Source organism: Cronbergia sp. UHCC 0137 (assembly GCF_034932285.1).
In the GTDB taxonomy this organism is placed as follows: domain Bacteria; phylum Cyanobacteriota; class Cyanobacteriia; order Cyanobacteriales; family Nostocaceae; genus Cronbergia.
Genome location: NZ_JAYGHC010000063.1, coordinates 1 through 22285, shown reverse-complemented (window position 1 = coordinate 22285; position 22285 = coordinate 1). Strand labels below are relative to the sequence as shown.

Below are 22285 nucleotides of genomic sequence, written 5' to 3'. Positions count from 1 at the left end.
AATGCTAATTCATTTCTGGACGAATTAACCGAATTTAAAAGAGATGTATTGGAGTTTTTGCGTCAACCATTAGAAGATGGCTATGTAACAATTTCTCGTACTAAACAGTCGGTGACATTTCCGGCACAGTTTACTTTGGTGGCCAGTACCAATCCCTGTCCTTGCGGTTACTATGGGGACACTATTCAACAGTGTACCTGTTCACCAAGGCAACGGGAGCAATATTGGGCTAAGTTGTCTGGACCTTTGATGGATAGAATTGATTTGCAAGTGGCGGTGAATCGGTTGAAACCGGAAGAAATTACCCAACAACCGACGGGAGAAGCTTCAAAATCGGTTGCAGAAAGGGTAAGACACGCACGCGATCGCGCTAGGGTTCGCTTCCAAACAGAACCAAGTCTGCGTTGCAATGCCCAAATGCAAAGTCGTCATCTCCAGGTATGGTGTAAATTAGATGATGCTAGTCGCAATTTATTAGAAGCTGCAATTCGGAAATTGGGGTTATCTGCACGGGCAAGCGATCGCATTCTCAAGGTGGCGCGAACTATTGCAGATTTATCAGGAGACGATGATCTCAAACCCCAACACGTAGCGGAAGCGATTCAATATCGCACAATTGATCGGATGCAATAGAAGGTCTTAGGTTAATATTCGGTTATTTATTTTGCTTAAATCATTGATTTGAATTTGTCAATACTTTTCACCATATCTTTATTTAGAGTTTATCTAAAAAATATAAATATAAATCAGATTAAATTTAGTTTTTTGACTGAAGGAATCCCAAAACCTTAGAAGTATAAAAAATAGCGATTATAAGTCATCCATGAATTAAAAAATCATCCTCAAGACAGTTCAATTTGGATCTTTATTTTGGCAATCTGGACTGATGAACTTATTGAGTAAATTCCAATTTATGTACTGCATTGGGTCATTAAAGAAATCAGTCAATTTTTTTCTGTTATTTAAGGGCATCTAGTTAGGAGTATATTTCAGATAATTTGGAGAAATGAATAATATGAAAGATGCCTCACAAAATTGGATTATGACTAAAAAAATGGTCGTAGTTTCCTTAATTCCCACCGTAATATTCGCAGCTTTGTCTCATCGTGTAGTTGCTGAAGATCCGGGGATCTGCTTTATGGTAACGTCTTCTGGAAAAACAGTGAGTTTAGGCAAACTGTGTGGTGCAAAAACAAAAAGCAATAGTGAATATTTAATTCAGAAAAATAAAAATATTTCTCATATTTCCAGTTTAACAAAATTGTCAGAAGGTAAAGTGGGAAGGATTCCTATTAAACGACGCATTGGTAAAACACCAGTAATTGAAGTTACCTTTAATAATAACCAAACCTTTGATATGATTTTAGATACAGGTGCTAATGGTACTTTGATTACTCGTGGTATGGCTAATCAATTGAAAGTTAAAACTACAGGAACAATGCGAGCGCAAATTGCAGATGGAAGTCAAATTAAATTCTCTACAGGACAGGTAAAATCTATGGCTGCTGGTGGGGTTGTTGCTAATAATATTGAAGTAGCGATCGCACCTAAAGGTGGTATTGGTTTATTAGGTCATGATTTCTTTGGGAATTACGACATCAAACTATCAGCAACCGATGTAGAATTTCATCAACGCTAGGAGGTTTTATTCGTGCCTGTTTAAGGTATACGAAAAACGGTTGGGATATGGACTTTTACAAAATGACGAAAAACCCAGATTTGTAGGGGTTTAGCATTGCTAAACCCTTACCCACAGAATCAAATGATTAAGCCGTGTTTAGTATAAATTATTGGGGTCAATTCCCTGGGATTTTTTCTACAGCCCAAGGTAACAAATTACCAGCTTCTTGTTGTTTTTTTATTTTAAACTAATTAAGCTAAAAATGAATCCAAGCTTGGTACATCTAGCCAACATCCTGATTCATCAGATTGATGGGATAAATCCATTAATAACTGAGAATAAACCCCTTCTCGCAAAGAAGGTATAATTTCCTCTTGGGTTTCAATTCCTTTTACCCATTGATCTACAACACGAATAAATGCACAAATCCGACCATCTGCATAATGTTGAGGAAATAGTAATTGTTTAGGTATTTCCATTGCTGTTAATGGTTGACCTAGTTTAGAACCCCAAACTTGAAAACCATGAATATAGTCTTTTTGATTGTCGCTACTTAAAACTAAAGTACCTTGATCTCCATAAACTTCTATTGAGTGGGGTCTAGGTGCATGAACAACTGCACTAATAGAAACTTGGCAAGGTGTACCATTAGCTAATTCTAGGGATAACATACAAGTATCATCTGTATTCACTGGTTTTATTTCACCATTAATCGGGTCAATACGTGTGGAAATAGCAGTGCTTAAATTAGCGTTTAATCTACTAATTGACCCGAACAACCAGTGAATATAATCAAAAGCATGAGAACCCAAAGAACCTAATACACCCCCTCCTTTTTCTTTAGTAGAATACCAGTTCCAAGGACGGGAAATATCAGCACGAGAAGCGCCCAACCAATCAATTTTAATGAAGCGTAAATTCCCCACATAATTGGAGGCAAGGAGTTGAGCAAAAAATTGCCATTCGGGAACAAAGCGAAATTCAAAGTCTACGGTGGCAATTACATTATTATTTTTAGCTAATTGATAAAGTTCTTTGGCTTCAGAAGCATTTAATGTTGTAGGTTTTTCTAATAATAGATGTTTTCCGGCTTGTAAAACAGTTTTTGCCATTTCATAATGTAAAAATGGTGGCGTGGAAATACTAACGGCTTGGACTGTTGATAATGTTAGAATATCGGATAAATTATCAGCAGCATGGGGGATATTGTGGGTGGTAGCTATGGCTTTAGCTTTATTTATATCCCGATGATAAACGGCCGTTATTTCGGTGTTGTGATGGGCTTGAAACCCAGGAATATGTACTTTTTGCCCAAATCCAGTTCCAACAACTGCTACACCAATCATAAACAATTACACAAATTAAAAGAATTACTTTAATATAGCAGGAATAGGAACAGGCTGGAAAATTTTTTGATATACTGTAAACGACTGAGATTTGAATTTTTACAAAATTACGACAAACCCGAAACCTGTAAGGGTTTAGCAATGCTAAACCCCTACTTATGGAATTAAAAAAAACGCAATTTAGCCCTGCGTACAGTATATCTAAAGTTTTATGATAAAGGTATGTTCTCAACCAAACGAGAAAATTGTAGGTTGGGTTAAGCGACAGCGTAACTCAACAAAATTGAGAAAACGCTGGGTTTATTAAAACTCAACATTGGAGTAGCTTAATCCAAGCAAGTTAGGACTTACGCAATTACAATAATGTTGGGTTTCCTTACGTCAACCCAACCTACAATTTTCAACTACAATTTTCAACTACAATTTTCAACTACAATTTTCAACCAATAGGATGATTGCCAGGATTAACTGCATGAATAAATTCACTACCTGAGTGTGGACGACCACGTTTATATTTAGCATCTTCTGGTTTACCCCAACCTAACTGTAAAATTATTTCTAAGAAATTAGAATTTTCCCATTTAGAAAAACTTGCCCATTCTGTTCTTTGAATAATTCTTTCAACATCTGGAATATTAATTTTTTGATGTTGTTTACCTATATTAAAACTTAAATATAAATCCATGTCCACGGTGACGGCATACCAAAAATCTAAAATAGAACTTTTGGCTGATTTTAATATTTCTAAATCACTGGGTAAGGCAATTAATTCTGTATCAATTTCTGGATAGTGTAGGGTGTGGCCTTTTAGGGTGACATCTTGCCAAATAATTCCAGAAACCTGATGTTCTCGTTGATATTCATGAATGGACGCTTTAAAATCTTGATAAGCCGTAAATTTTTGTAACCCATCAGTTCTAATAAATTGATCTATAACTGGGTCAATAGATACTGTTATCTCTAACTTTAGACGTTCTCCCTTGAGACAGGCTTGGCGTTCATCTGCCAAAATTTGGATTAAATTTTGAGTAGTATAAACATTAGTCATTGCTTATCTTTAAAAGGGAACAGGGTTGAGAGTTTTTTGGTGTTTGTCGCGTAGCGTGGTGTCAGATATTATTTAAATATAATCTCTTGCCAGAAATATAATTACCGTATCAGAACCAACGAAAGATCGGGAAATTATGTATAAACTATAACTTACTGGAATAATTAATTATCTACTTGCAGTTCGTAGATAGATATGGCTTCATCTTTACCCTTGACTTTGACTGATTTATCTACCAATTTGAGAGAAAATAATTGAGGATAGGATAAATTATTAACTACTGACTCTGTTACTAGAATATCGCAGCCGTACTGTTTTGTTAATCCTTCAATGCGTGAAGCAACGTTGACGGTATCACCAATAACGGTGGAATCAATGCGGGAAGTAAAACCTACCGTACCCATGACTACTTCACCACGATGAATACCGATACCAACGGCTATTTTTGGTAATCCGTTATGGTTTGGGTTTTGCTGTAGCGATCGCTCTAAGTTAAACTTAGATAAGGCTTCTTGCATCAAAATCGCTGATTTCAATGCGCAATCTGTGGCTTCATCGTCAAATAAGGCCATAATCGCATCACCAATATACTTGTCAATAAAACCGCCGGCTTTATCTATGGCTTCTCCCATGCAAGCCAGGTAATCATTTAAAAATGTGAAAATTTCTAATGGTGCCATGGCTTCAGACATGGAGGTATAACCCCGAATATCCACAAATACTATTGTCATTGTGCGGACAGAAGCAACTCCTAATTCAATATTTTCTATTCCTTGGGGGGCAATGACAGCAATAAATTTATTCGGGACAAATCTCTCAAAAGTTTCTAGGGTTTTTTGGGCTTTATTAAAGGATATTTGCAATGCGGCTGACATTTCATTAAATGAATTTGCTAATGCGCCAATTTCATCGGTACGATGATTAATTTCTGCACGATGATCTAAATCTCCTCCGGCAATTTTAGCCGCACTTGTTTGTAAACGTTGCACGGGATCACTTAAATGATGGGCTAAAATATAGGCAAATATCCAACCGATAGTTAAGCCCACAACACCAACCATCAGTGCATGAGTTATAACTGTGATTACAGCCTGATCTATGCGGCGTAAAGACACACCAAGCCTTAAAGTACCAAGTTTTTTGCCAGATAGTGATAATATATCTGAAGCTATTTCTACTACTTGTTCACCACGTTTTGCCCGCAATATTTCAGAAAAATAAATATCTCTGAGAATAACTGTATCTATAATCCGAGTTTTAGGATATGATTGTAATGCTCTATTGGTAACTGTAATAGGTACAATATCAGGAATATAGTTGTTTTGAAATTCATTAGGAGAAGCTGCAACTATTTGATGATTTTGACTGGCATCAGATACTAAAGCATAGATAAATTCATCACTTTCTTTGAGTAATAAATCTAAATTTATCCGAATTTGACTCCAATTTTCTTGGGAAAGTTCATTAGAATAGGTAGAACTCAAGACTTGAGATAGAAGTTTACCTTGGTTCAGTTTTTCTTCAAGATAGCGATCGCTTTCATTTTTCGCCCACACCGTCACCGTTCCACCAATCAATGTTACAATTAACATTGTCGTAGAAATCATGATTTGGGTGCGAATTGAACGAAAGGCAAAAAGTTTCATGGCTGTGTAATCAATTCTTCTACAAATGTCACCCAGCGCCGATTTTTAATTTTATCTTGGCAATCTTCACCAAAAGCTAAGGTAACTGGACCCCCCATTTTGGATGTAATTGGTAATTTCTGATCACCCCATCTAGTTGCTAATATAACTACGCACTCTTGCAAATTAGCCGCAGTTAAACTTACTGGGTTGCTACTACTATGATAGACTCCCGCCTTACCTCTCACAATAATTTGTCCTTGAGGGGTAAGTTTAATATTGAAATCACCTAAAATATCCTGCATACTCACACCATGTAATTTGATTTTGTTGCTAGGCCACCCAATTGGATAACCTACAGTGTTTGTAATCGTGGTTTGGGGTAATTTATCTAAGTCGGACAGCTTGAGTTCGCTGTTTCCCAATCTGACACCAGCTTTTTCAGTCCCGACTACAATATGACTAACGTAAAATGCCCAAGATGAGTCATCATAAACTCTTTTGATATTAGGATATTGACTATAGGGAAATACTAAATATATCGGACCTCCTGAATCTCGTTGAATTGCTTGATTATCCCTGGCAACTGCCAATATAATCGGATAATTGCGTAAATCATCTAGTTTTACTGTCACTTGGTAGCCATCGTAGCAGACAAAGGTAATATCAGTTACACTAGATTTAACCCCCATCTGTTCGAGCAAAGTAGATACACGTATACCTTTAAATTCAAACACCTTGTTCGGTTGAACTACATAATTAGCATCTGTCGTTCTTACAGTGGTAGTTGCCAAATCAATCAACTGGTCCCAATTTAATGTTACGGTTTGATTATTTGTAGTTTCACCTTGAATAACTAAGTTCCATGGGTTCTGCTGTTGATTTTTACCCTGATCTGCCACAATTTTAGCATTGCCAGCGATCGCTTCTTTGCGCCATACTTCCAGTTGTTCATCTGTAGGAGTTTCTGTACAACTCCCCAAACAGATAATTGCTGTCCCTAATGCTATCCAAACCAAGTTTTTCCAGAAATTTGTTGCCACCACGTTTACAAATAATTAAAAATTAGTAAAGACTGTTAGGGGGATCTTTTCAGCGTTGTGGAAATTTAACTAGAGGTAATTGTATTTACCAACAACACATTAGCACTGTTTTACATCATAATTAATTATTTTCCTCAAAACTTTAATTTCCATAAAAAGGAACAGGGGAAGGAAGCAGGGCAGGGGGCAGGGGAGGGAATAATTAATTTATTACCCATTACCCATTACCCATTACCAATAACTAAATCAGGAGTTAATTTTCAGTGGTATTACAAATACAAAACAACACTTACGAAGCGAAAACCCAAGAAATTGCTAGACAACTGTTATCAGCGACAAGGGAAAATCGCTCATTTTTAGCTTCCTTGCGTGACCAAATGCGCTGGGATGACAAATTACTGGGTTATGCGATGAGTAACCCCGGTTTACGAGTCCAATTATTCCGATTTATTGATACTTTACCAGCTTTGGGCAGTAAATCAGAAATTGCTGCTCATTTACAAGAATATCTGGGAGATGAGTCTGTTGAACTACCCGCAGCTTTAAAGGGAATGCTCAACTTTGCTAACCCCGATTCTATGCCGGGACAGGTAGCAGCGACAACAGTAGGAACAGCAGTAGAAACCCTGGCACATAAGTATATTTCTGGAGAAAATATAAAGCAAGTCATTAAAACCGTCGAAGGACTACGGAAAGAAAAAATGGCTTTCACCATTGATTTACTTGGTGAAGCAGTAATTACAGAAACAGAAGCGCAGTCTTATTTAGAACGTTATCTAGAATTGATGGAACAATTGGTGGAAGCTTCTCAAAGTTGGACAAATATTCCGGCTATTGATGAGGCTGATGGAGAAATTTTACCGAAAGTCCAAGTTTCTGTCAAATTAACGGCGTTTTATTCCCAATTTGACCCATTAGATGCTAAAGGTAGTGAGGAACGAGTTAGCGATCGCATTCGTATTTTACTCCGTCGTGCCAAGGAATTAGGCGCGGCAGTCCATTTTGATATGGAACAATACGCTTACAAAGATATAACTCTGCAAATTCTCAAAAAACTTTTACTAGAAGCAGAATTTCGTCAACGGACAGATATCGGGATCACAATTCAAGCATATCTGCGAGACAGTGAAGCAGACGTGAAAGATATCATCGCTTGGTTACAACAGCGTGGTTATCCCTTGACGATTCGTTTAGTTAAAGGTGCATATTGGGATCAAGAAACCATTAAAGCTGCACAAAAACATTGGCCACAGCCAGTTTACAACGATAAAGCTGCCACAGATGCCAATTTTGAAGCTATTACTCAGCTATTGTTAGAAAATCACCAATATGTCTATTCTGCCATAGGAAGTCATAATGTGCGATCGCAATCACGCGCCATAGCCATAGCCGCAAGTCTCAAAGTCCCCCGTCGCAACTTTGAAATGCAGGTTCTCTATGGTATGGGTGATAAAATCGCTAAAGCTTTAGTTGACAAGGGTTATCGTGTGCGGGTATATTGTCCTTATGGGAATCTTTTGCCAGGAATGGCTTATTTGATTCGCCGTTTGTTGGAAAATACCGCAAATAGTTCTTTTTTACGGCAAAATCTGGAAAATCGTCCGGTTGATGAGTTGATAGCAGCACCGGATTTGTCTCACGCAGAGACGCAGAGACGCGGAGAGGAAGAAATGAGGTTTGTTGGTGTTGCGGATACTGATTATGCTGAGGAGGAGAAAAGAAGGGTTTCTCAACTAGCTTTCCAAGGGGTTCGTCAGCAGTTGGGGAGAATTTATTTACCTCTGGTGAATGGGGAGTATGTGAATACGGCGACGTTTGTTGATTCTCTCAATCCTTCTAATTTTAGTGAGGTAATTGGGAAGGTTGGGCTTTTGAGTGTTGAACAGGCTGAGGAAGCAATGCAATCTGCAAAAGCGGCTTTTCCCGGTTGGAGAAAAACACCAGCTAAACAACGGGCAGATATATTGCGGAAAGCTGGTGAGTTGATGGAACAGCGTCGCGCTGAACTTTCGGCTTGGATAGTTTTGGAGGTGGGGAAACCTGTTAAGGAAGCAGACGCAGAAGTTTCGGAAGCCATAGATTTTTGTCTTTACTATGCTGAGGAAATGGAACGTCTGGATAAAGGTGTAGTTTATGACGTTTCTGGCGAAAATAATCGTTATATCTACCAGCCTAGAGGAATCGCTGTAGTTATTTCTCCCTGGAATTTTCCTTTGGCTATTGCTTGCGGAATGACTGTCGCTGCTTTGGTTGCGGGTAATTGTACTTTGCTGAAACCTGCGGAAACATCTTCTGTTATTACCGCTAAACTCACAGAAATTTTAATAGAAGCCGGAATACCAAAAGGTGTATTTCAATACGTCCCAGGGAAGGGTTCTCAAGTTGGTGCTTACTTGGTAAATCATCCTGATACTCATGTAATAGCTTTTACAGGTTCTCAAGAGGTAGGCTGTAGAATTTATGCAGAAGCAGCTATTGTTCAACCAGGACAAAAGCACCTAAAGCGGGTGATTGCGGAAATGGGTGGTAAAAATGGGATCATTGTTGATGAAAGTGCTGATTTAGACCAAGCCGTTTTAGGAGTGGTGCAGTCAGCTTTTGGTTACAGTGGTCAAAAATGTTCTGCTTGTTCGCGGGTAATTGTCTTGGAACCAATATATGATGTCTTTGTGCAGAGGTTGGTAGAAGCGACAAAATCCTTAAATATCGGTGAAGCGGAATTAGTGAGTACCCAAGTTGGACCTGTGATTGATGTTAATGCCCAATCTCGGATTCGGGAGTATATTGAAACAGGGAAACAAGAAGCAAAATTAGCCTTAGAATTACCTGCACCAACTCAGGGTTATTTTATCGGACCCGTGATTTTTTCAGAAGTACCCCATGATGGAGTTATAGCCCAACAGGAAATTTTTGGGCCTGTGTTAGCAGTAATTCGGGTAAAAGACTTTGAAGAAGCTTTAACAGTGGCTAATGGGACAAACTACGCCTTAACTGGTGGACTTTATTCTCGCACACCATCCCACATCGAGCAAGCACAGACAGAGTTTGAAGTTGGTAATTTATACATTAACCGTAATATTACAGGAGCGATCGTCTCTCGTCAACCCTTTGGCGGTTTCAAACTTTCTGGTGTGGGTTCAAAAGCCGGGGGTCCAGATTACCTCCTGCAATTCTTAGAACCACGCACAGTCACAGAAAACATTCAGCGTCAAGGTTTTGCACCTATTGAGGGTGCTGAGTAACTATATCCTACACAGATCCCCGACTTTTTAAAGAAGTCTGGGATCTAAAATTTATGAATAGTTATTTTGTAAATTTTTTTTAAGCACTTGTTTCTAACAAAATTTTCTGCAAAGAATTAGGACTACGTTTACTGATATACAGCATCTCAATTCCAATAATTTTTCCCTCAGCGTTGTAGTCTAAAATAATGCCATCACTCACCTCTTCAGACTCAATCACATCTGAATCATCCAAGCTCAAGTACAGCGCATCATCTTCTTTATGTATAATCAGTTTCATTTCACTCTCCTATCAAAAAAGACGGTTACAACTCGATTAGGCTCAATATTAGGATTTACAATTACCCGCAACCAGCGATCGCCAAAATCCTGTATTCGCTTTAAATAATGCGTATTTCCATGAATGTCAGCTAAAAGATCGACTCTTTCAGGATATAGCAATGTCTGTTCTATCCACGATTCTAATATTTTACGCTTTTGAATTTGATAACGAGCGTGTTCAGTCAGATTAAAGCTTTCTATAATTTTTGTCTCCTATTCAAAACAACACTTGAAGTACGAATTATTCTGCGTTCAGTCAGTCACAAGTAACCAATACTAAATTGTCTGGAGATGGTAATGTTGGTGTAAATAATACATCAATTTGTCTAACTTCTGAGGTAATATCTTTACTGATATCTACTTGACCATAGGGTGTGAATAGTTCTGTAAGATATTGTTTGGTAAATTGGTCATGAATAAAACGAGTCATTGTTTTGATTGAGGGGATGAGGAGTGCGATCGCGCAGTGTTTCTCAGTAAATTTGTATTTGGAAGTGCGATACTTAAACTAATTGTAGTCATCGCACCTCGTCTGTTATTTATGAATTGCTATTTTGTAAATCTTGCTAATAACTCTTCATGAGATAACTGCAAAAGCACAGGAGTAAATTCTTCCCTAGACATAGCAACTAATTGATCAATAATTGTAGCTAATTGTGGATCAACTTCTCCAAAGCGTACTTGCAAAATACTTTCAATCATAGCGCGACGTTCTCTTTCTATACCTTCTTGTCGTCCTTCCTGTCGTCCCTCTTGTCGTCCCTCTTGTTTAATTTCTTCTAATTGTTGTTGATATATTTCCGATAATTTCATAATCAACTCCTGATCATCTTGATCAATATCTTGTTCTTTTGATTGACGTGCAGATAAGACCGCAATTAGTTCATATACTAATTGTATAGTCTTGTTCAAGAATGGACTATTTTTAGAAAGGTTTTCTAATTCTTCCACTGCTTGTTTTTGCACTTTCCCTCTACCTAATACCCTTAAAAACAGCGTTTCTGCTGTATTGGGTAGTTGATGGATGACAACAATTACGGTTTTTAACCCTTTTCCGAGAAAATAAACCCCTTGACCCCAATTTTCCTCATCTACAGTTACATTAAAACTTTCTAAGATGTCTGGTGATGCTGTGGGGGTCAATATCCATAAATAAGGCAATTGTGCTTCATTTATCCGTGTATTATTGCGTTTTGCTTCCCGTTCTAGGTCTGCATGGATGTCAAATAATTTACCCATGCAACTGCGAATTTCGCTTTTGGTGACAGGGTTGCGGAATGGTTCAAATATTGCTGATGTTGCATAAATCCCCATTCTTCCTAGCAGTCCTAGCGTTTCGATATTGTCTGGAGATGGTGATGCTGGTGTAAATAATACGTCAATTTGTCTAACTTCTGAGGTAATATCTTTACTTGCATCTACTTGACCATAGGGTGTAAATAGTTCTGTAAGATATTGTTTGGTAAATTGGTCATGGATAAAACGAGTCATTGTTTTGATTAATGGGTATGGGGAGTGCGATCGCTGCTGGGTTTATAGGAATGGAGAGTAGTGATTTAAAGATGATTTCCTAACATATCAATCCAATAATAATTATCTTCAAAATGTCCATATAATCTTTTAGCATCTCTATCTGACCAAGCGTCACATTCATGGGTTGGCTCTGGAGAAAATCTACTTCTAAAAGGTCTACCTTTCAAGGATTTAAAGTCAAGAGACCTGGGATTATATACTTCTTTATCAGAATCTAAAGATTCCAAGTAATGAGAAAGCTGATCTAATCTTTCATTTATAATTAGTAAGCGATCTTCAGATAAATTGATTGCATCCTGTTCAAAGCGTTCAGAATACTTTAACTTTTTACTTAATGGAGGTAATAAAGTTTGTTTATAGTATTCCTTACAACATTTTTGCCATAAAAGTTTACCCCATTCTGACAGTGAAACACGATCATCAATTTGTTCTAGTAATGTCTCAGGAATTTCTTTACATTCTTCTGCATATAATTCTTCTGATAAAATTGCCATGCGACGAAAAGCGTGTAAATTTTTACCAATAAATCCTTCTGGATCTAGCTGTATAGGTAAACGAGGAATTTTTAATAATTGAGAACCTGATTCAAATATATAAATACTTTCATCGGCATAAAACATTGCAACAGCTTGAAGAAATCCATTAACACTTTTAAATCCACCTGTTAAGTTAAAAACTACTCTCCAGTGAGGTCTGGGATATTGTATTTCCAGTTCTTCATCACACCACTGAACTATTTCAGATAATGCAATTCTAAACGATTCAATATCTTTAGTAGAAAGATTTTTGATATTTTTTGGAGTTGCGTTTAACTTCTGTTTTTCTAACCACTCAGCTACCATATTAGCTGTGCTATCACCCAAATAAGTATCTGTAGCAAGTAAAATGTGCTGTTCTCCTTTTGGAGTTCCAGAATAATAAGTAATGATTCCGTTTAGTTCAGCACTGAATTTCCGAGCTTCATTTATTCCAGCAGTTTGTATAATTTCTCTACGTTCAGCTATATGCTTATCAATAATATCTTTTTGCTCCTTAGTTAGCTCTTCCTTTTTGCAGTTTGTTGTTTGATTTAGCAGTTTTCTAAGATTTTCTTCTGTACCATTAGTTAACAAGCTAGTTCCACAAGGGGAAATAATAATTGTAGGTTTTGTATTCATGACTTCTTGATCCTTTCCTTAATTTATTAATTAATTTCTAATTTCTTTAACTAATGTCTGTCCCATTCCCAACCGTGTCTTAATTCCCGTACCAGCAAACCGCGCATATTGAACTAATAAATTAGCTACATTTGCTAACAAAGGATCTGCACGTTGAAAAACTTGTAAACTCACATCACCAACAAATCCATTTACAAAACCTTTACTTAATTGGTAACTGCGAGTTTGAATTTTGTGGTTTTTGAGTATAACAACATTATTAAGATAAGCAATTAATTCATCACCTCCTAGATAAACGGGTGCAAAATTATTCCAGCGTTCTAACCAACTGCGGAACATTAATGTAGGTACAGGTAGAGGTAAGTTTGCTGTACCTTGAGAAAAGGCTGTAGGGGTGATAAATTCTAATTCAAAGCGTCTCACAGGTTCTGGTTCATTTCCTACTAAGATTGTGTAGATTTCTTCATAACTGGTAATTTCATCTTCACGATTGATAATGTTGAACTTTGCACCAAGAAATTCTAACGATTCTGAAAGATTGAGTTCAGAAATCGCTTTAGCTGAAACTGGATTTAATCCAGATAGAGATAATTGATAAAATTCCTCTGGATGAAATGTAATAAAATCTCTAGATGTTAAATAATAACCGATTATTCCTGAATAACAAACTGAGGGTATTATTTCGCTCCCCATTTCTAAGTTTAGTTTTTGATGTAGTTGTTTTATGAGTTCCAACCGATAGGGACGGGGTAAAATTGTTGACGTGGATACAGTTAATGTAAAAGTTGAACTTATTAACATAGTTAAAATACCTTAAACTTAACCCACCCTGGTACAAATTTGATTTCACCATTAGGATTCATCACTGTACGTCTAGATTTTGGTGCTTCAAATCCAGGTGCTTTAATACCACAAATATCTCTTAATTCTGCTCTCAATTCATCGTCAAAGCATAACCCTACTGTTGTTCCTGTCATCCCACTACCCCAACCTAATCGTATTGCATAAGGACATTTTTCTGGTTCGTAAAAATCACCAATATTACTAAAATCTAAGTTTCTACCAGATGCGTTAGGATTATTTTCTATTGCACTCCAATAATCATGTTCATAATCCCATTGTTCTTGAGCAAATTCTTGACATATTTGTAATAATTCATCAATGTTGTTAAATGGTAGTTTCATTCCTTGTTTATGTTTAAACCAAGAAAGCATTTCTTTATCTAATGTAATAGTAAATTGTGTCTTGACATTTCTTACCATTTCCACATAAAGAGATGCTTTATATTTTGCTTTATAATCAGGAAATCTACTAGAAACTATAACTTCAGCAACTACTGGAAAATTAATAGGAATTGGTTGACCTGTTTTTGCAGTAATTTCTGTTTTAATTAATGACTCTGAATCACTAATTTTTAAACAGCGTAAAATGTCTGTATTTTGACTTGTCCCAGTAAATGTTTTACCTTGATAAATCAAAGAAAATTCAGAAAATAAACTATCCATTAATTTATCGTCAGCAAATGTTTGATTACGTCTACTGCTTAATTCTCCTAATCTTTGTTTGAGTTGTTTCTCAACTTCACTAATTCTGCTAGTTTGGGGAATTTTATATTTATCTGGATATTTTAATAAATGATACATTATGGCGGTTTTCATTGCTCCTTTGATAGATGAACCAGGAATAAATAAATATCCCATGCCATTGCGAATCATTGGACGTAAATCTGTAACTCTTTCCGCTAGTTTTTGACTAATTGCATTTTCAGGAAAAATGGGATTTTCATTTGTATCTTTGGCTTTCCACCATTCATTACCAAATGCTTGTTCTAAAAGTCTTGTGATATTTTGATTGTTTTCAATTGCTTGAATATAGTCATTAAGAAAACTTCCTCCTTTTTTTAATAAACCTTTAGCTAATGCTTCTTGATTAGGAAGATAAACTTTTTTTGCTGTCTGTACATATTCAAAGGGATTTAACCTAGATACAGATGAACCAATATGTAAAATAGGACTGGTTAACTGTATTTTTCTAGTTTCATAAAAGTCTGGTTTTTTCAATGCTAATTCAGCAGCTACAGTCATGTTATTTTTATTCCTTGGTTTTAATTGGTAGAGCTAAACTAATACCACTACGGTAAATTTGATGTTTTGTAAATTGTTTTGGTGTAACATTTACCAATTTTCCTAAAAGTGAGGATGTAAAAACAGAACCTTCTGTAAACATCCGCACCATTTGACGACGAATTTGGCTTTCTACGATCCATCCTCCTCTTTCTTGTATTTCATAACTGGAATTTTCAAGAAAGTTTGATGATATATCAGAATCCCAAAATAAACTGATCAAAGTCTGAAATTTACCATCTTTAAAATTAACAGCTTCTTGCCAAGTTTCTGGTAAATTTAACCATTGAGCAGTAAATCTTCCCGCACCACTAGAACGTTCTCCTCCTAGTCCTTCTTCTCCTAAAAGATGTAAAGCTGCTTGCAATTTATCGGCTAATTTTTCACCTTCTGGAGAAAGTTCGACAAGAAAATATAAACCTGCGGTGTTTTTATCACTAGCATTACCACTAGCAAAGTGAACAAAGCCTGTATGATAAAGGTTGGTAGCTGTGGTAACTCTATCAATTCCTATTTTTGGGAGTTGATGAGTTTTACAGGCTTCTTTATAATCGAATGTTCCTCTTGTGTTTAAATCTCCCTCAGATTTACCTGTTTTGGTATGGGTTATTAATTCTTCAGTATCACTATTTTGATCAAATCCTTTTCCTTGATACCATCTTTGCCAAATTTCTAAAGGTAAATAATTCAGCTTTTTATATGTTTTAAAAAATGCTAAATCATCTTCTGGATAGTTGATAGGAAATTTGAGAGGACGAGGAAGATAATAAATAGTATTTCTATCTTTGTCTATCTCTCTATAGATGAATGTAGAACTAATGTGAAATGGTGGTATTATTTCAGGTTTTTTCTCAGTGGGAAATAGCTGTAATAATTCCTCTACTGCTTCTTTCCCAAACATTCTTGCATAAACACTTACCCAAGCACTAAATAGGCTATCAGAACGCACGCGATCGCTAGTCTCTTCCATTCCTATTCCTACTTCCCCAAAATGCGCTGGATTTTTGCCAAAATTGAGTTTAACTAATTTCCAAACACTCATGATTAATTCCCTGGTAATAATCGCTGGATGTACTCACGCAAATTTCTGAAGTTATCTAAAAGTGCTTGGGTATTAGCAATAGGATCTAATGGTTGTATAGTGGAACTTCCTGATGTTGCATTGGTCATCTGACGATATTGTTCTAAACTACGATAGGTAAAAAAGAAATTCTCAAATGTCACTTTTCCATATCCTCTTGAACCATTTCCACCTAATGCGTCATCTTCCAGAAAAGCAAGTGAGATCGCTATATTTTCTAAATCTTTAACTGCTTGTTCTGCATTTTCTACAGTATAAACTAATTCAAAATTAAATTTTGAACCTGCGGGAACTCGCTCTAATTGTCGAGGATTTGCTGCTGCTGTTACTCTGTCAATATTATTTTCAAATTTCCATTCTGTCATAAACAAACCAGTATCAACTTGTTTTAATTGTGTTGCGGAATCTGGATGTAAATGACTGTCTCTAATGATTAAACGACTTGTTGCATTTCTACCGCTAGAAATTTTTACACAACTTTCACCTTCAATTATTTTTGTAGGACTTTTATCTGAAAATAATCCTTCATTTTTTGCTGATTCTACTGGTATCCAAAAATTAGAACCACCTGTAGAACCAAATAAACGACTTACTTGGCAAGTCCTAGCACCTTCATAACGAATAAAACGATCTCGTTCTACTTCAGTAAAACCATTAACTAGATCATCACTTTCATAACGTCTGGTATCACGACTACCAGGACGATTTAATGGTTTATTTAATAAACGTTCTAATGTAGCTCTTAATTTACCTTTAATTGATGAACCAGGTAAATATGGATATTTAGTTAAAGGATCACGAATTACTGGTTTATCTAATCCACCAATATCTAAATTTTCACCACCACCACCGATGTGTAACCCTGTTTTTGCTGTTAATTGGCAAATAAGAGAAACTTTTCCTAGCAAGCGAGTTTGTTCATAAGATACTGTCATAATTATTTTCCACCTTCTGCTTTGTGATAAGCAATAATTGATTCTAGAAATTGTACTAAACGCTCAAAATCTTCTTTACTATGAACTTTATCAATTGCGGCTGACATAACATCACTTAATGGTTTTGCCGCTCTTTGTCTAGCTGCTGCATAGGCTAATTTTGGTTGTAGTAAAACTACATCTGTTTCTATTGCAGAAAATTCTCCTTTTTCAGCTAATTCGGTTTTTAAACGATTGACAGCATCCAAAAATTTACGAACTTGATTAGTTTCTAATCTTTGGGTTTTGAGATATGGTCCAAATTTCTTAGCATGGTTAACTAAATGTCTGATAGGATATGTTTTTAATCCTTCTGGCAATCCACCAATAGTTTTTATAATCTCGTCAACAATATTATGTGTATCACTGATATTATTTTGAGAAATTGATAATTGATTGGAATTTACTGGTGCAGAAGATATTTTTGGTTTAATGGGTTCTGGCATATAATTATCCACGATTTAATAATTCAATCCAAGTAGCTATAGCCTGAAAGTAACGTGCGTTACAAGGATTCAGTAATGATTTACGAATGGGAATAAAACTATCATTATTTACAACTCTATTAGGTAATCTAGCTAAAGTATAGGCTATTTTAGGTAGGTGCAAATAATAACGAATGTCCTTGATTTCGTCTTTATATTCCTCCTTTTTACGTTTCATTTTAATTTCTTCAATCCTCAAATTTTGCATTTGAGCAGTATCTAATAAATTGCGAACAAAGCTACGAGTATAATTGATTTCTATTTTCTGTTCTTCCAACTCCTTCACAAATGGGAAGATACCAAATAGATCAATCTTTGTATTTTGTCCCAAATATTGTTTGATTTCATTATCAAATGTTTCAATATCTGAAATATTGATACTTTCTGCTCCTAACCACTCACTCCATTTGAAAACTTGACCAAATAAACCTAAACTATCTCTACCATTTTCTTTAGCTGCATCTTCAGCATGGCCAGAAGATTTTGCAGCTTGATAAAGAGGAAATTTAGGTGCATCAATGCTGATTCCACCTGATAGGGTAATATCTGGATTATATCCTGTATAGGATCGAAAACATTGATAAACATCAAATGCAAAATCTACTGCTTCATTCCATGCACCACTAATAAATAAATCGTCACCCCCCGCATATATAAACAGTATATTATATTCCTCATTTTTTGGCAATAATTGTTTGAAATTTTCAGGAATATTTCCGGTTCTTTTCTTTGCTAAACTATTGAGATAAACTTTAAAAAAATAGCTCATTTGTCTTGAAAGTCCTGCCAGTCTAGGTAATGTTTGATTTTTACCTAAACCTTTTGCAAATATTTGTCCAAGTTTATCTACATCCATTCTTAAAGATGCAACTCTTTTAATTCCTTTGGCTATATCTGCCATTTCTTCAGCACGCATAAAGCCTAATTCACCTTGCTTTCCATAGTTACCTAATAGCAACGGAAAAACATTTTTAAAATGCTTGAATTGATAATGTTCTAACGTCCAATCATTGACTAATAAAACCGTATCAACAGTTGGATCTATGCGTTTCCAATTCTCGAAAAGATGATAATGGATATCATCACCAAATGAAAGTGTATGTAAGGCATTTGCTATTTTTTTCTGTTTTGATCTGACAATAGCATGAACTTTAAATAAGTCACTTCCTAACTCAAACATACTCCGACAAGTTTGACAAGCTAAAACTGAATCTGGTTCATTATCATTCAGAGGTTTTAACTTATCTGATTCTATATCATCACGATAACAAACACGACAAGGTTGATGGCTATAACGTGGTTTAATAAAATGACTGATTTGATTACAAAATTTCTGAGATTTATGTTTAGCTAAATTTTTAGTTACATTTGACCAATGTTCTGCAAAGTTAGAGGTTTTGGCTTCTTTTTTAGATTCTGGTTTAAGATCATCTTTGCGAAAATTCAAACAATCTAAAGCTAGAAACACTTTACCTTGAAATTCATCCAAAAGCCATTTATTAAATTTTTGTCGAACATCTTCAATAATGTTTTCAACTTCCTGTTTCCCAGATGCCAAGATATATAAATTACCACCACCTGCATAAATTACATTAGTACGAGTAAGTTCTAATTCTTCTAATAATTGTTGTACCACTTCTTCTGTAACTAACTCTAAATAAAAACTTCTAGCGCGAAGTGATTTTAATGCACCATCAGAAGAAATAGTATAAATGAATTTTTGAATCCCTGATAAATCACCAGCAATTAAAGTTATATCTTGAGATTCAGAATTATTAACTAAAGCAGATGCAAGTGCGGCTGTACTTTTTACTATATCTATAAAAGCTATATTCTCTGCTCCAAAACTAATAAATGAGCCAAATTTTTCCACTATTAAAGTCAATAAAGAGAGATTTGTAAAATCTTCCTGATCTAATGTATCTAATGTATCTAAAGCATCTTTTACTTCTTTTTTAAACCCATCTAAACTTGGTTCTTCTATACTTGGATAGGGAATTTTAGGATCACTATCATCAATAGCTTGAGGTTGCCAATAATGTTCTTTTGATTGCCCTTTGTCAAGTTTCACATCATCAAATAGTAATCTTAAAACCTGTGGTTCTCCCTGAGTAGGCCAAGATAGGATGCTCTGAGCTTCTTTGACAGCACTATCAATAGTATCTGGAGATGATGCAAATAACTTATTTACACCATCAGATTTAGCCCATTTGGCTAAAATTGCGATCGCTTGTTGAATTACCTGTAATGCAATTTGAGAACTTGTCACCATAAATACTTTTCCCCTACTATACAAACCCAGCAAAACTCGTACTAAAGCCAGAGCGATCGCACGAATAGAAATAATTTCCGAACTTATTGTAAATTCAGAGACTTATACGACTATTGCTATGATGCAATCTCACCCTCATCTTTCAGCAAAAGCACGAGTCGCTGCACCCATAATCAAACGGTTAGCATTATATATTTTGCTACTTACGCCAAACACAAATATCAATGTTTTGACTCAACCTACTGGCTGCATCATAGGTAACTTTACCACCCGCAATCAGTGTACCACCAGATCCGACCTTTAAAACGACACCTTGTAAACTGATATCTTAAATATTCATGATCTTCATTTAATTAGCAACTATTACATCATACATGGCATTAGAAGCAGCCTATTCCAAATTAACCTCACGCGATCGCTCCTGCTGGATTAGGCTTGTGTATGATATTATCCCTCAAAAGATAGATCACTAACTAGACAAATTATGCAAAAATAATGATAGCAACACCTTATATGCAGGTGCAACTATGAAAGATCATAATATTAGAATTGTCTCTTTAATTCCTAGTGGTACAGAAATTCTTGCCAGTCTAGGCTTATCTGAATATATTATAGGGCGATCGCACCTCGTCTGTTATTTATGAATAGCTATTTTGTAGTAAATCTTGCTAATAACTCCTCACGAGATAACTGCAAAAGTACAGGAGTAAATTCTTCCCTGGACATAGCAACTAATTGATCAATAATTGTGGCTAATTGTGCGTCAACTTCTCCAAAGCGTACTTGCAAAATACTTTCAATCATAGCGCGACGTTCTCTTTCTATACCCTCTTGTCGTCCCTCTTGTCGCCCCTCTTGTCGCCCCTCTTGTTTAATTTCTTCTAATTGTTGTTGATATATTTCCGATAATTTCATAATCAACTCCTGATCATCTTGATCAATATCTTGTTCTTTTGATTGACGTGCAGATAAGACCGCAATTAGTTCATATACTAATTGTATAGTCTTGTTCAAGAATGGACTATTTTTAGAAAGGTTTTCTAATTCTTCCACTGCTTGTTTTTGCACTTTCCCTCTACCTAATATCCTTAAAAACAGCGTTTCTGCTGTATTGGGTAGTTGATGGATGACAACGATTACGGTTTTTAACCCTTTTCCGAGAAAATAAACCCCTTGACCCCAATTTTCCTCATCTACAGTTACATTAAAACTTTCTAAGATGTCTGGTGATGCTGTAGGGGTCAATATCCATAAATAAGGCAATTCTGCTTCATTTATGCGTGTATTATTGCGTTTTGCTTCCCGTTCGAGGTCTGCATGGATGTCAAATAATTTACCCATACAACTGCGAATTTCGCTTTTGGTGACAGCGTTGCGGAATGGTTCAAATATTGCAGAAGTTGCATAAATCCCCATTTTTCCTAGCAGTCCTAGCGTTTCGATATTGTCTGGAGATGGTGATGCTGGTGTAAATAATACATCAATTTGTCTAACTTCTGAGGTAATATCTTTACTTGCATCTACTTGACCATAGGGTGTAAATAGTTCTGTAAGATATTGTTTGGTAAATTGGTCATGAATAAAACGAGTCATTGTTTTGATTAATGGGTATGGGAAGAGTAATAGTATGTTAATTTTGTGTATTTTAGAGCGATAGTTGCGCTCTCTACGAGACGCTACCGCGTAGCTTGCTTCCTCAGAGAGGTACGCCGTAGGTATCACCTCGGAAATCATTGATGTTACCGTAGTTTACATCAAAGCGAGAACCGTTTCTAATTGGTTTAAGCGATCGCCATACCCAAACCACCCATCGCTTAAAATCTCTAGAGATGAGTTGAGTAAAACTGCATGAGTAATACAACAGAAACCATTTTCAGCAAAATCATTCGTAAAGAAATTCCTGCCAACATCGTTTATGAAGACGAATTAGCCCTGGCCTTTACAGATATTAATCCCCAAGCGCCAGTTCACATCCTCGTCATCCCCAAAAAACCCATAATTAACATAGCTAACGCCAAACCAGAAGATCAAGCTTTATTGGGACATCTTTTGTTAACAGTCCGGGACGTAGCCTTACAAGCAGGTCTGGAAAACGGTTATCGCGTGGTCATGAATACTGGTGCTGATGGCGGTCAAACAGTCAATCACCTACATATTCATATATTAGGCAGTCGTCCTATGTCCTGGCCTCCTGGTTAATCTTCACATCTGAAATCATCTATAAACCTTGTGAGTTGGGCTAAATGCCCAACCAAATACTTCTGTATATCCAACTACATTAGAAAAACATATAACTGTCATAACCAAGACTAATTTTAATTATCTTTACAAAACTCAACTTAGGCTTTAATGTTGTATACAGATAGGCAAAACAACCTATCACCAAATCATACTCAAATAAAGCACTTATAAAA

Annotated in this window: 19 protein-coding genes and 2 pseudogenes; 5 read left to right on the top strand and 16 right to left on the bottom strand. The window is 36.0% G+C overall.

Annotated features, from left to right (window positions below; genetic code table 11):
* Nucleotides 1–12: 12 nt before the first annotated feature.
* Nucleotides 13–633: pseudogene (locus VB711_RS22810) on the top strand (ATP-binding protein); the annotation flags it as partial.
* A gap of 382 nt (nucleotides 634–1015) precedes the next feature.
* Complete coding sequence (locus VB711_RS22805; RefSeq protein ID WP_323288630.1) at nucleotides 1016–1639, top strand: retropepsin-like aspartic protease; 624 nt, start codon at nucleotides 1016–1018, stop codon at nucleotides 1637–1639.
* Nucleotides 1640–1872: 233 nt separating this feature from the next.
* Here the strand turns inward: VB711_RS22805 and VB711_RS22800 are convergent, their stop codons facing one another.
* The 4 genes from VB711_RS22800 to VB711_RS22785 all read right to left on the bottom strand — a co-directional run bounded on the left by VB711_RS22800 (nucleotide 1873) and on the right by VB711_RS22785 (nucleotide 6683).
* The gene (locus VB711_RS22800) at nucleotides 1873–2967 is read right to left on the bottom strand and encodes a Gfo/Idh/MocA family oxidoreductase (RefSeq protein ID WP_323288628.1); all 1095 of its coding nucleotides are present in this window, start codon (nucleotides 2965–2967) and stop codon (nucleotides 1873–1875) included.
* Nucleotides 2968–3406: 439 nt separating this feature from the next.
* Nucleotides 3407–4015: a hypothetical protein gene (locus VB711_RS22795; RefSeq protein ID WP_323288627.1), complete on the bottom strand. Its 609-nt coding sequence runs from the start codon at nucleotides 4013–4015 to the stop codon at nucleotides 3407–3409.
* Between the two features lie 164 nt (nucleotides 4016–4179).
* Entirely contained in the window at nucleotides 4180–5661 is a 1482-nt protein-coding gene (locus VB711_RS22790) for an adenylate/guanylate cyclase domain-containing protein (protein WP_323288626.1), read from the bottom strand.
* Nucleotides 5658–6683 (bottom strand): molybdopterin-dependent oxidoreductase, encoded by a 1026-nt coding sequence (locus VB711_RS22785; protein ID WP_323288625.1) that lies wholly within the window; start codon nucleotides 6681–6683, stop codon nucleotides 5658–5660. The genes VB711_RS22790 and VB711_RS22785 overlap by 4 nt, the downstream gene beginning before the upstream one ends.
* Before the next feature lie 263 nt (nucleotides 6684–6946).
* Here VB711_RS22785 and pruA point away from each other — a divergent pair, with 263 nt between their 5' ends.
* A complete protein-coding gene (gene pruA / locus VB711_RS22780) occupies nucleotides 6947–9925 on the top strand; it encodes an L-glutamate gamma-semialdehyde dehydrogenase (protein ID WP_323288624.1) in 2979 nt (992 codons plus the stop codon).
* A 79-nt stretch (nucleotides 9926–10004) separates the two neighbouring features.
* Here the strand turns inward: pruA and VB711_RS22775 are convergent, their stop codons facing one another.
* The 11 genes from VB711_RS22775 to cas10 all read right to left on the bottom strand — a co-directional run bounded on the left by VB711_RS22775 (nucleotide 10005) and on the right by cas10 (nucleotide 19871).
* Nucleotides 10005–10205 (bottom strand): DUF2283 domain-containing protein, encoded by a 201-nt coding sequence (locus VB711_RS22775; RefSeq protein ID WP_323288623.1) that lies wholly within the window; start codon nucleotides 10203–10205, stop codon nucleotides 10005–10007.
* Nucleotides 10202–10432 (bottom strand): DUF4258 domain-containing protein, encoded by a 231-nt coding sequence (locus VB711_RS22770; RefSeq protein ID WP_323288634.1) that lies wholly within the window; start codon nucleotides 10430–10432, stop codon nucleotides 10202–10204. Before VB711_RS22770 ends, VB711_RS22775 begins: the two co-directional genes overlap by 4 nt.
* A gap of 70 nt (nucleotides 10433–10502) precedes the next feature.
* On the bottom strand, nucleotides 10503–10676 hold the full coding sequence (locus VB711_RS22765) for a hypothetical protein (RefSeq protein WP_323288635.1): 174 nt from the start codon (nucleotides 10674–10676) through the stop codon (nucleotides 10503–10505).
* 119 nt (nucleotides 10677–10795) lie between these two features.
* Nucleotides 10796–11737, bottom strand: coding sequence for a hypothetical protein (locus VB711_RS22760; protein WP_323288621.1), 942 nt, complete (start codon nucleotides 11735–11737; stop codon nucleotides 10796–10798).
* Between the two features lie 65 nt (nucleotides 11738–11802).
* On the bottom strand, nucleotides 11803–12936 hold the full coding sequence (locus VB711_RS22755) for a putative CRISPR-associated protein (RefSeq protein WP_323288619.1): 1134 nt from the start codon (nucleotides 12934–12936) through the stop codon (nucleotides 11803–11805).
* 30 nt (nucleotides 12937–12966) lie between these two features.
* Complete coding sequence (gene cas6 / locus VB711_RS22750; RefSeq protein WP_323288618.1) at nucleotides 12967–13737, bottom strand: CRISPR system precrRNA processing endoribonuclease RAMP protein Cas6; 771 nt, start codon at nucleotides 13735–13737, stop codon at nucleotides 12967–12969.
* A 2-nt stretch (nucleotides 13738–13739) separates the two neighbouring features.
* Nucleotides 13740–15020: a type III-A CRISPR-associated RAMP protein Csm5 gene (gene csm5, locus VB711_RS22745; RefSeq protein WP_323288616.1), complete on the bottom strand. Its 1281-nt coding sequence runs from the start codon at nucleotides 15018–15020 to the stop codon at nucleotides 13740–13742.
* 7 nt (nucleotides 15021–15027) lie between these two features.
* A complete protein-coding gene (gene csm4 / locus VB711_RS22740; RefSeq protein WP_323288615.1) occupies nucleotides 15028–16101 on the bottom strand; it encodes a type III-A CRISPR-associated RAMP protein Csm4 in 1074 nt (357 codons plus the stop codon).
* Nucleotides 16102–16103: 2 nt separating this feature from the next.
* Nucleotides 16104–17075 carry a type III-A CRISPR-associated RAMP protein Csm3 gene (gene csm3, locus VB711_RS22735; protein ID WP_323288613.1) on the bottom strand — a complete coding sequence of 324 codons (972 nt, stop codon included), beginning with the start codon at nucleotides 17073–17075 and terminating at the stop codon, nucleotides 16104–16106.
* Nucleotides 17076–17077: 2 nt separating this feature from the next.
* Nucleotides 17078–17560 (bottom strand): type III-A CRISPR-associated protein Csm2, encoded by a 483-nt coding sequence (csm2, locus tag VB711_RS22730; RefSeq protein WP_323288612.1) that lies wholly within the window; start codon nucleotides 17558–17560, stop codon nucleotides 17078–17080.
* 4 nt (nucleotides 17561–17564) lie between these two features.
* Complete coding sequence (cas10, locus tag VB711_RS22725) at nucleotides 17565–19871, bottom strand: type III-A CRISPR-associated protein Cas10/Csm1 (protein ID WP_323288610.1); 2307 nt, start codon at nucleotides 19869–19871, stop codon at nucleotides 17565–17567.
* A 527-nt stretch (nucleotides 19872–20398) separates the two neighbouring features.
* Here cas10 and VB711_RS22720 point away from each other — a divergent pair.
* A pseudogene (locus tag VB711_RS22720) lies at nucleotides 20399–20497 on the top strand (cobalamin-binding protein); the annotation flags it as partial.
* Nucleotides 20498–20519: 22 nt separating this feature from the next.
* Here VB711_RS22720 and VB711_RS22715 read toward each other — a convergent pair.
* Nucleotides 20520–21464, bottom strand: a complete 945-nt coding sequence (locus tag VB711_RS22715; protein ID WP_323288609.1) for a hypothetical protein — start codon at nucleotides 21462–21464, stop codon at nucleotides 20520–20522.
* A gap of 255 nt (nucleotides 21465–21719) precedes the next feature.
* Between VB711_RS22715 and VB711_RS22710 the strand changes: the two genes are divergently transcribed.
* Nucleotides 21720–22070 carry a histidine triad nucleotide-binding protein gene (locus VB711_RS22710; protein ID WP_323288608.1) on the top strand — a complete coding sequence of 117 codons (351 nt, stop codon included), beginning with the start codon at nucleotides 21720–21722 and terminating at the stop codon, nucleotides 22068–22070.
* Nucleotides 22071–22285 lie beyond the last annotated feature (215 nt).

Excerpts from the sequence above, each read along its gene's own strand:
- VB711_RS22805 (WP_323288630.1), top strand. The coding sequence starts at position 1,016 with ATGAAAGATGCCTCACAAAATTGGATTATGACTAAAAAAATGGTCGTA.
- VB711_RS22800 (WP_323288628.1), bottom strand. The coding sequence starts at position 2,967 with ATGATTGGTGTAGCAGTTGTTGGAACTGGATTTGGGCAAAAAGTACAT.
- VB711_RS22795 (WP_323288627.1), bottom strand. The coding sequence starts at position 4,015 with ATGACTAATGTTTATACTACTCAAAATTTAATCCAAATTTTGGCAGAT.
- VB711_RS22790 (WP_323288626.1), bottom strand. The coding sequence starts at position 5,661 with ATGAAACTTTTTGCCTTTCGTTCAATTCGCACCCAAATCATGATTTCT.
- VB711_RS22775 (WP_323288623.1), bottom strand. The coding sequence starts at position 10,205 with ATGAAACTGATTATACATAAAGAAGATGATGCGCTGTACTTGAGCTTG.
- VB711_RS22765 (WP_323288635.1), bottom strand. The coding sequence starts at position 10,676 with ATGACTCGTTTTATTCATGACCAATTTACCAAACAATATCTTACAGAA.
- VB711_RS22760 (WP_323288621.1), bottom strand. The coding sequence starts at position 11,737 with ATGACTCGTTTTATCCATGACCAATTTACCAAACAATATCTTACAGAA.
- VB711_RS22755 (WP_323288619.1), bottom strand. The coding sequence starts at position 12,936 with ATGAATACAAAACCTACAATTATTATTTCCCCTTGTGGAACTAGCTTG.
- cas6 (WP_323288618.1), bottom strand. The coding sequence starts at position 13,737 with ATGTTAATAAGTTCAACTTTTACATTAACTGTATCCACGTCAACAATT.
- csm5 (WP_323288616.1), bottom strand. The coding sequence starts at position 15,020 with ATGACTGTAGCTGCTGAATTAGCATTGAAAAAACCAGACTTTTATGAA.
- csm4 (WP_323288615.1), bottom strand. The coding sequence starts at position 16,101 with ATGAGTGTTTGGAAATTAGTTAAACTCAATTTTGGCAAAAATCCAGCG.
- csm3 (WP_323288613.1), bottom strand. The coding sequence starts at position 17,075 with ATGACAGTATCTTATGAACAAACTCGCTTGCTAGGAAAAGTTTCTCTT.
- csm2 (WP_323288612.1), bottom strand. The coding sequence starts at position 17,560 with ATGCCAGAACCCATTAAACCAAAAATATCTTCTGCACCAGTAAATTCC.
- cas10 (WP_323288610.1), bottom strand. The coding sequence starts at position 19,871 with ATGGTGACAAGTTCTCAAATTGCATTACAGGTAATTCAACAAGCGATC.
- VB711_RS22715 (WP_323288609.1), bottom strand. The coding sequence starts at position 21,464 with ATGACTCGTTTTATTCATGACCAATTTACCAAACAATATCTTACAGAA.
- VB711_RS22710 (WP_323288608.1), top strand. The coding sequence starts at position 21,720 with ATGAGTAATACAACAGAAACCATTTTCAGCAAAATCATTCGTAAAGAA.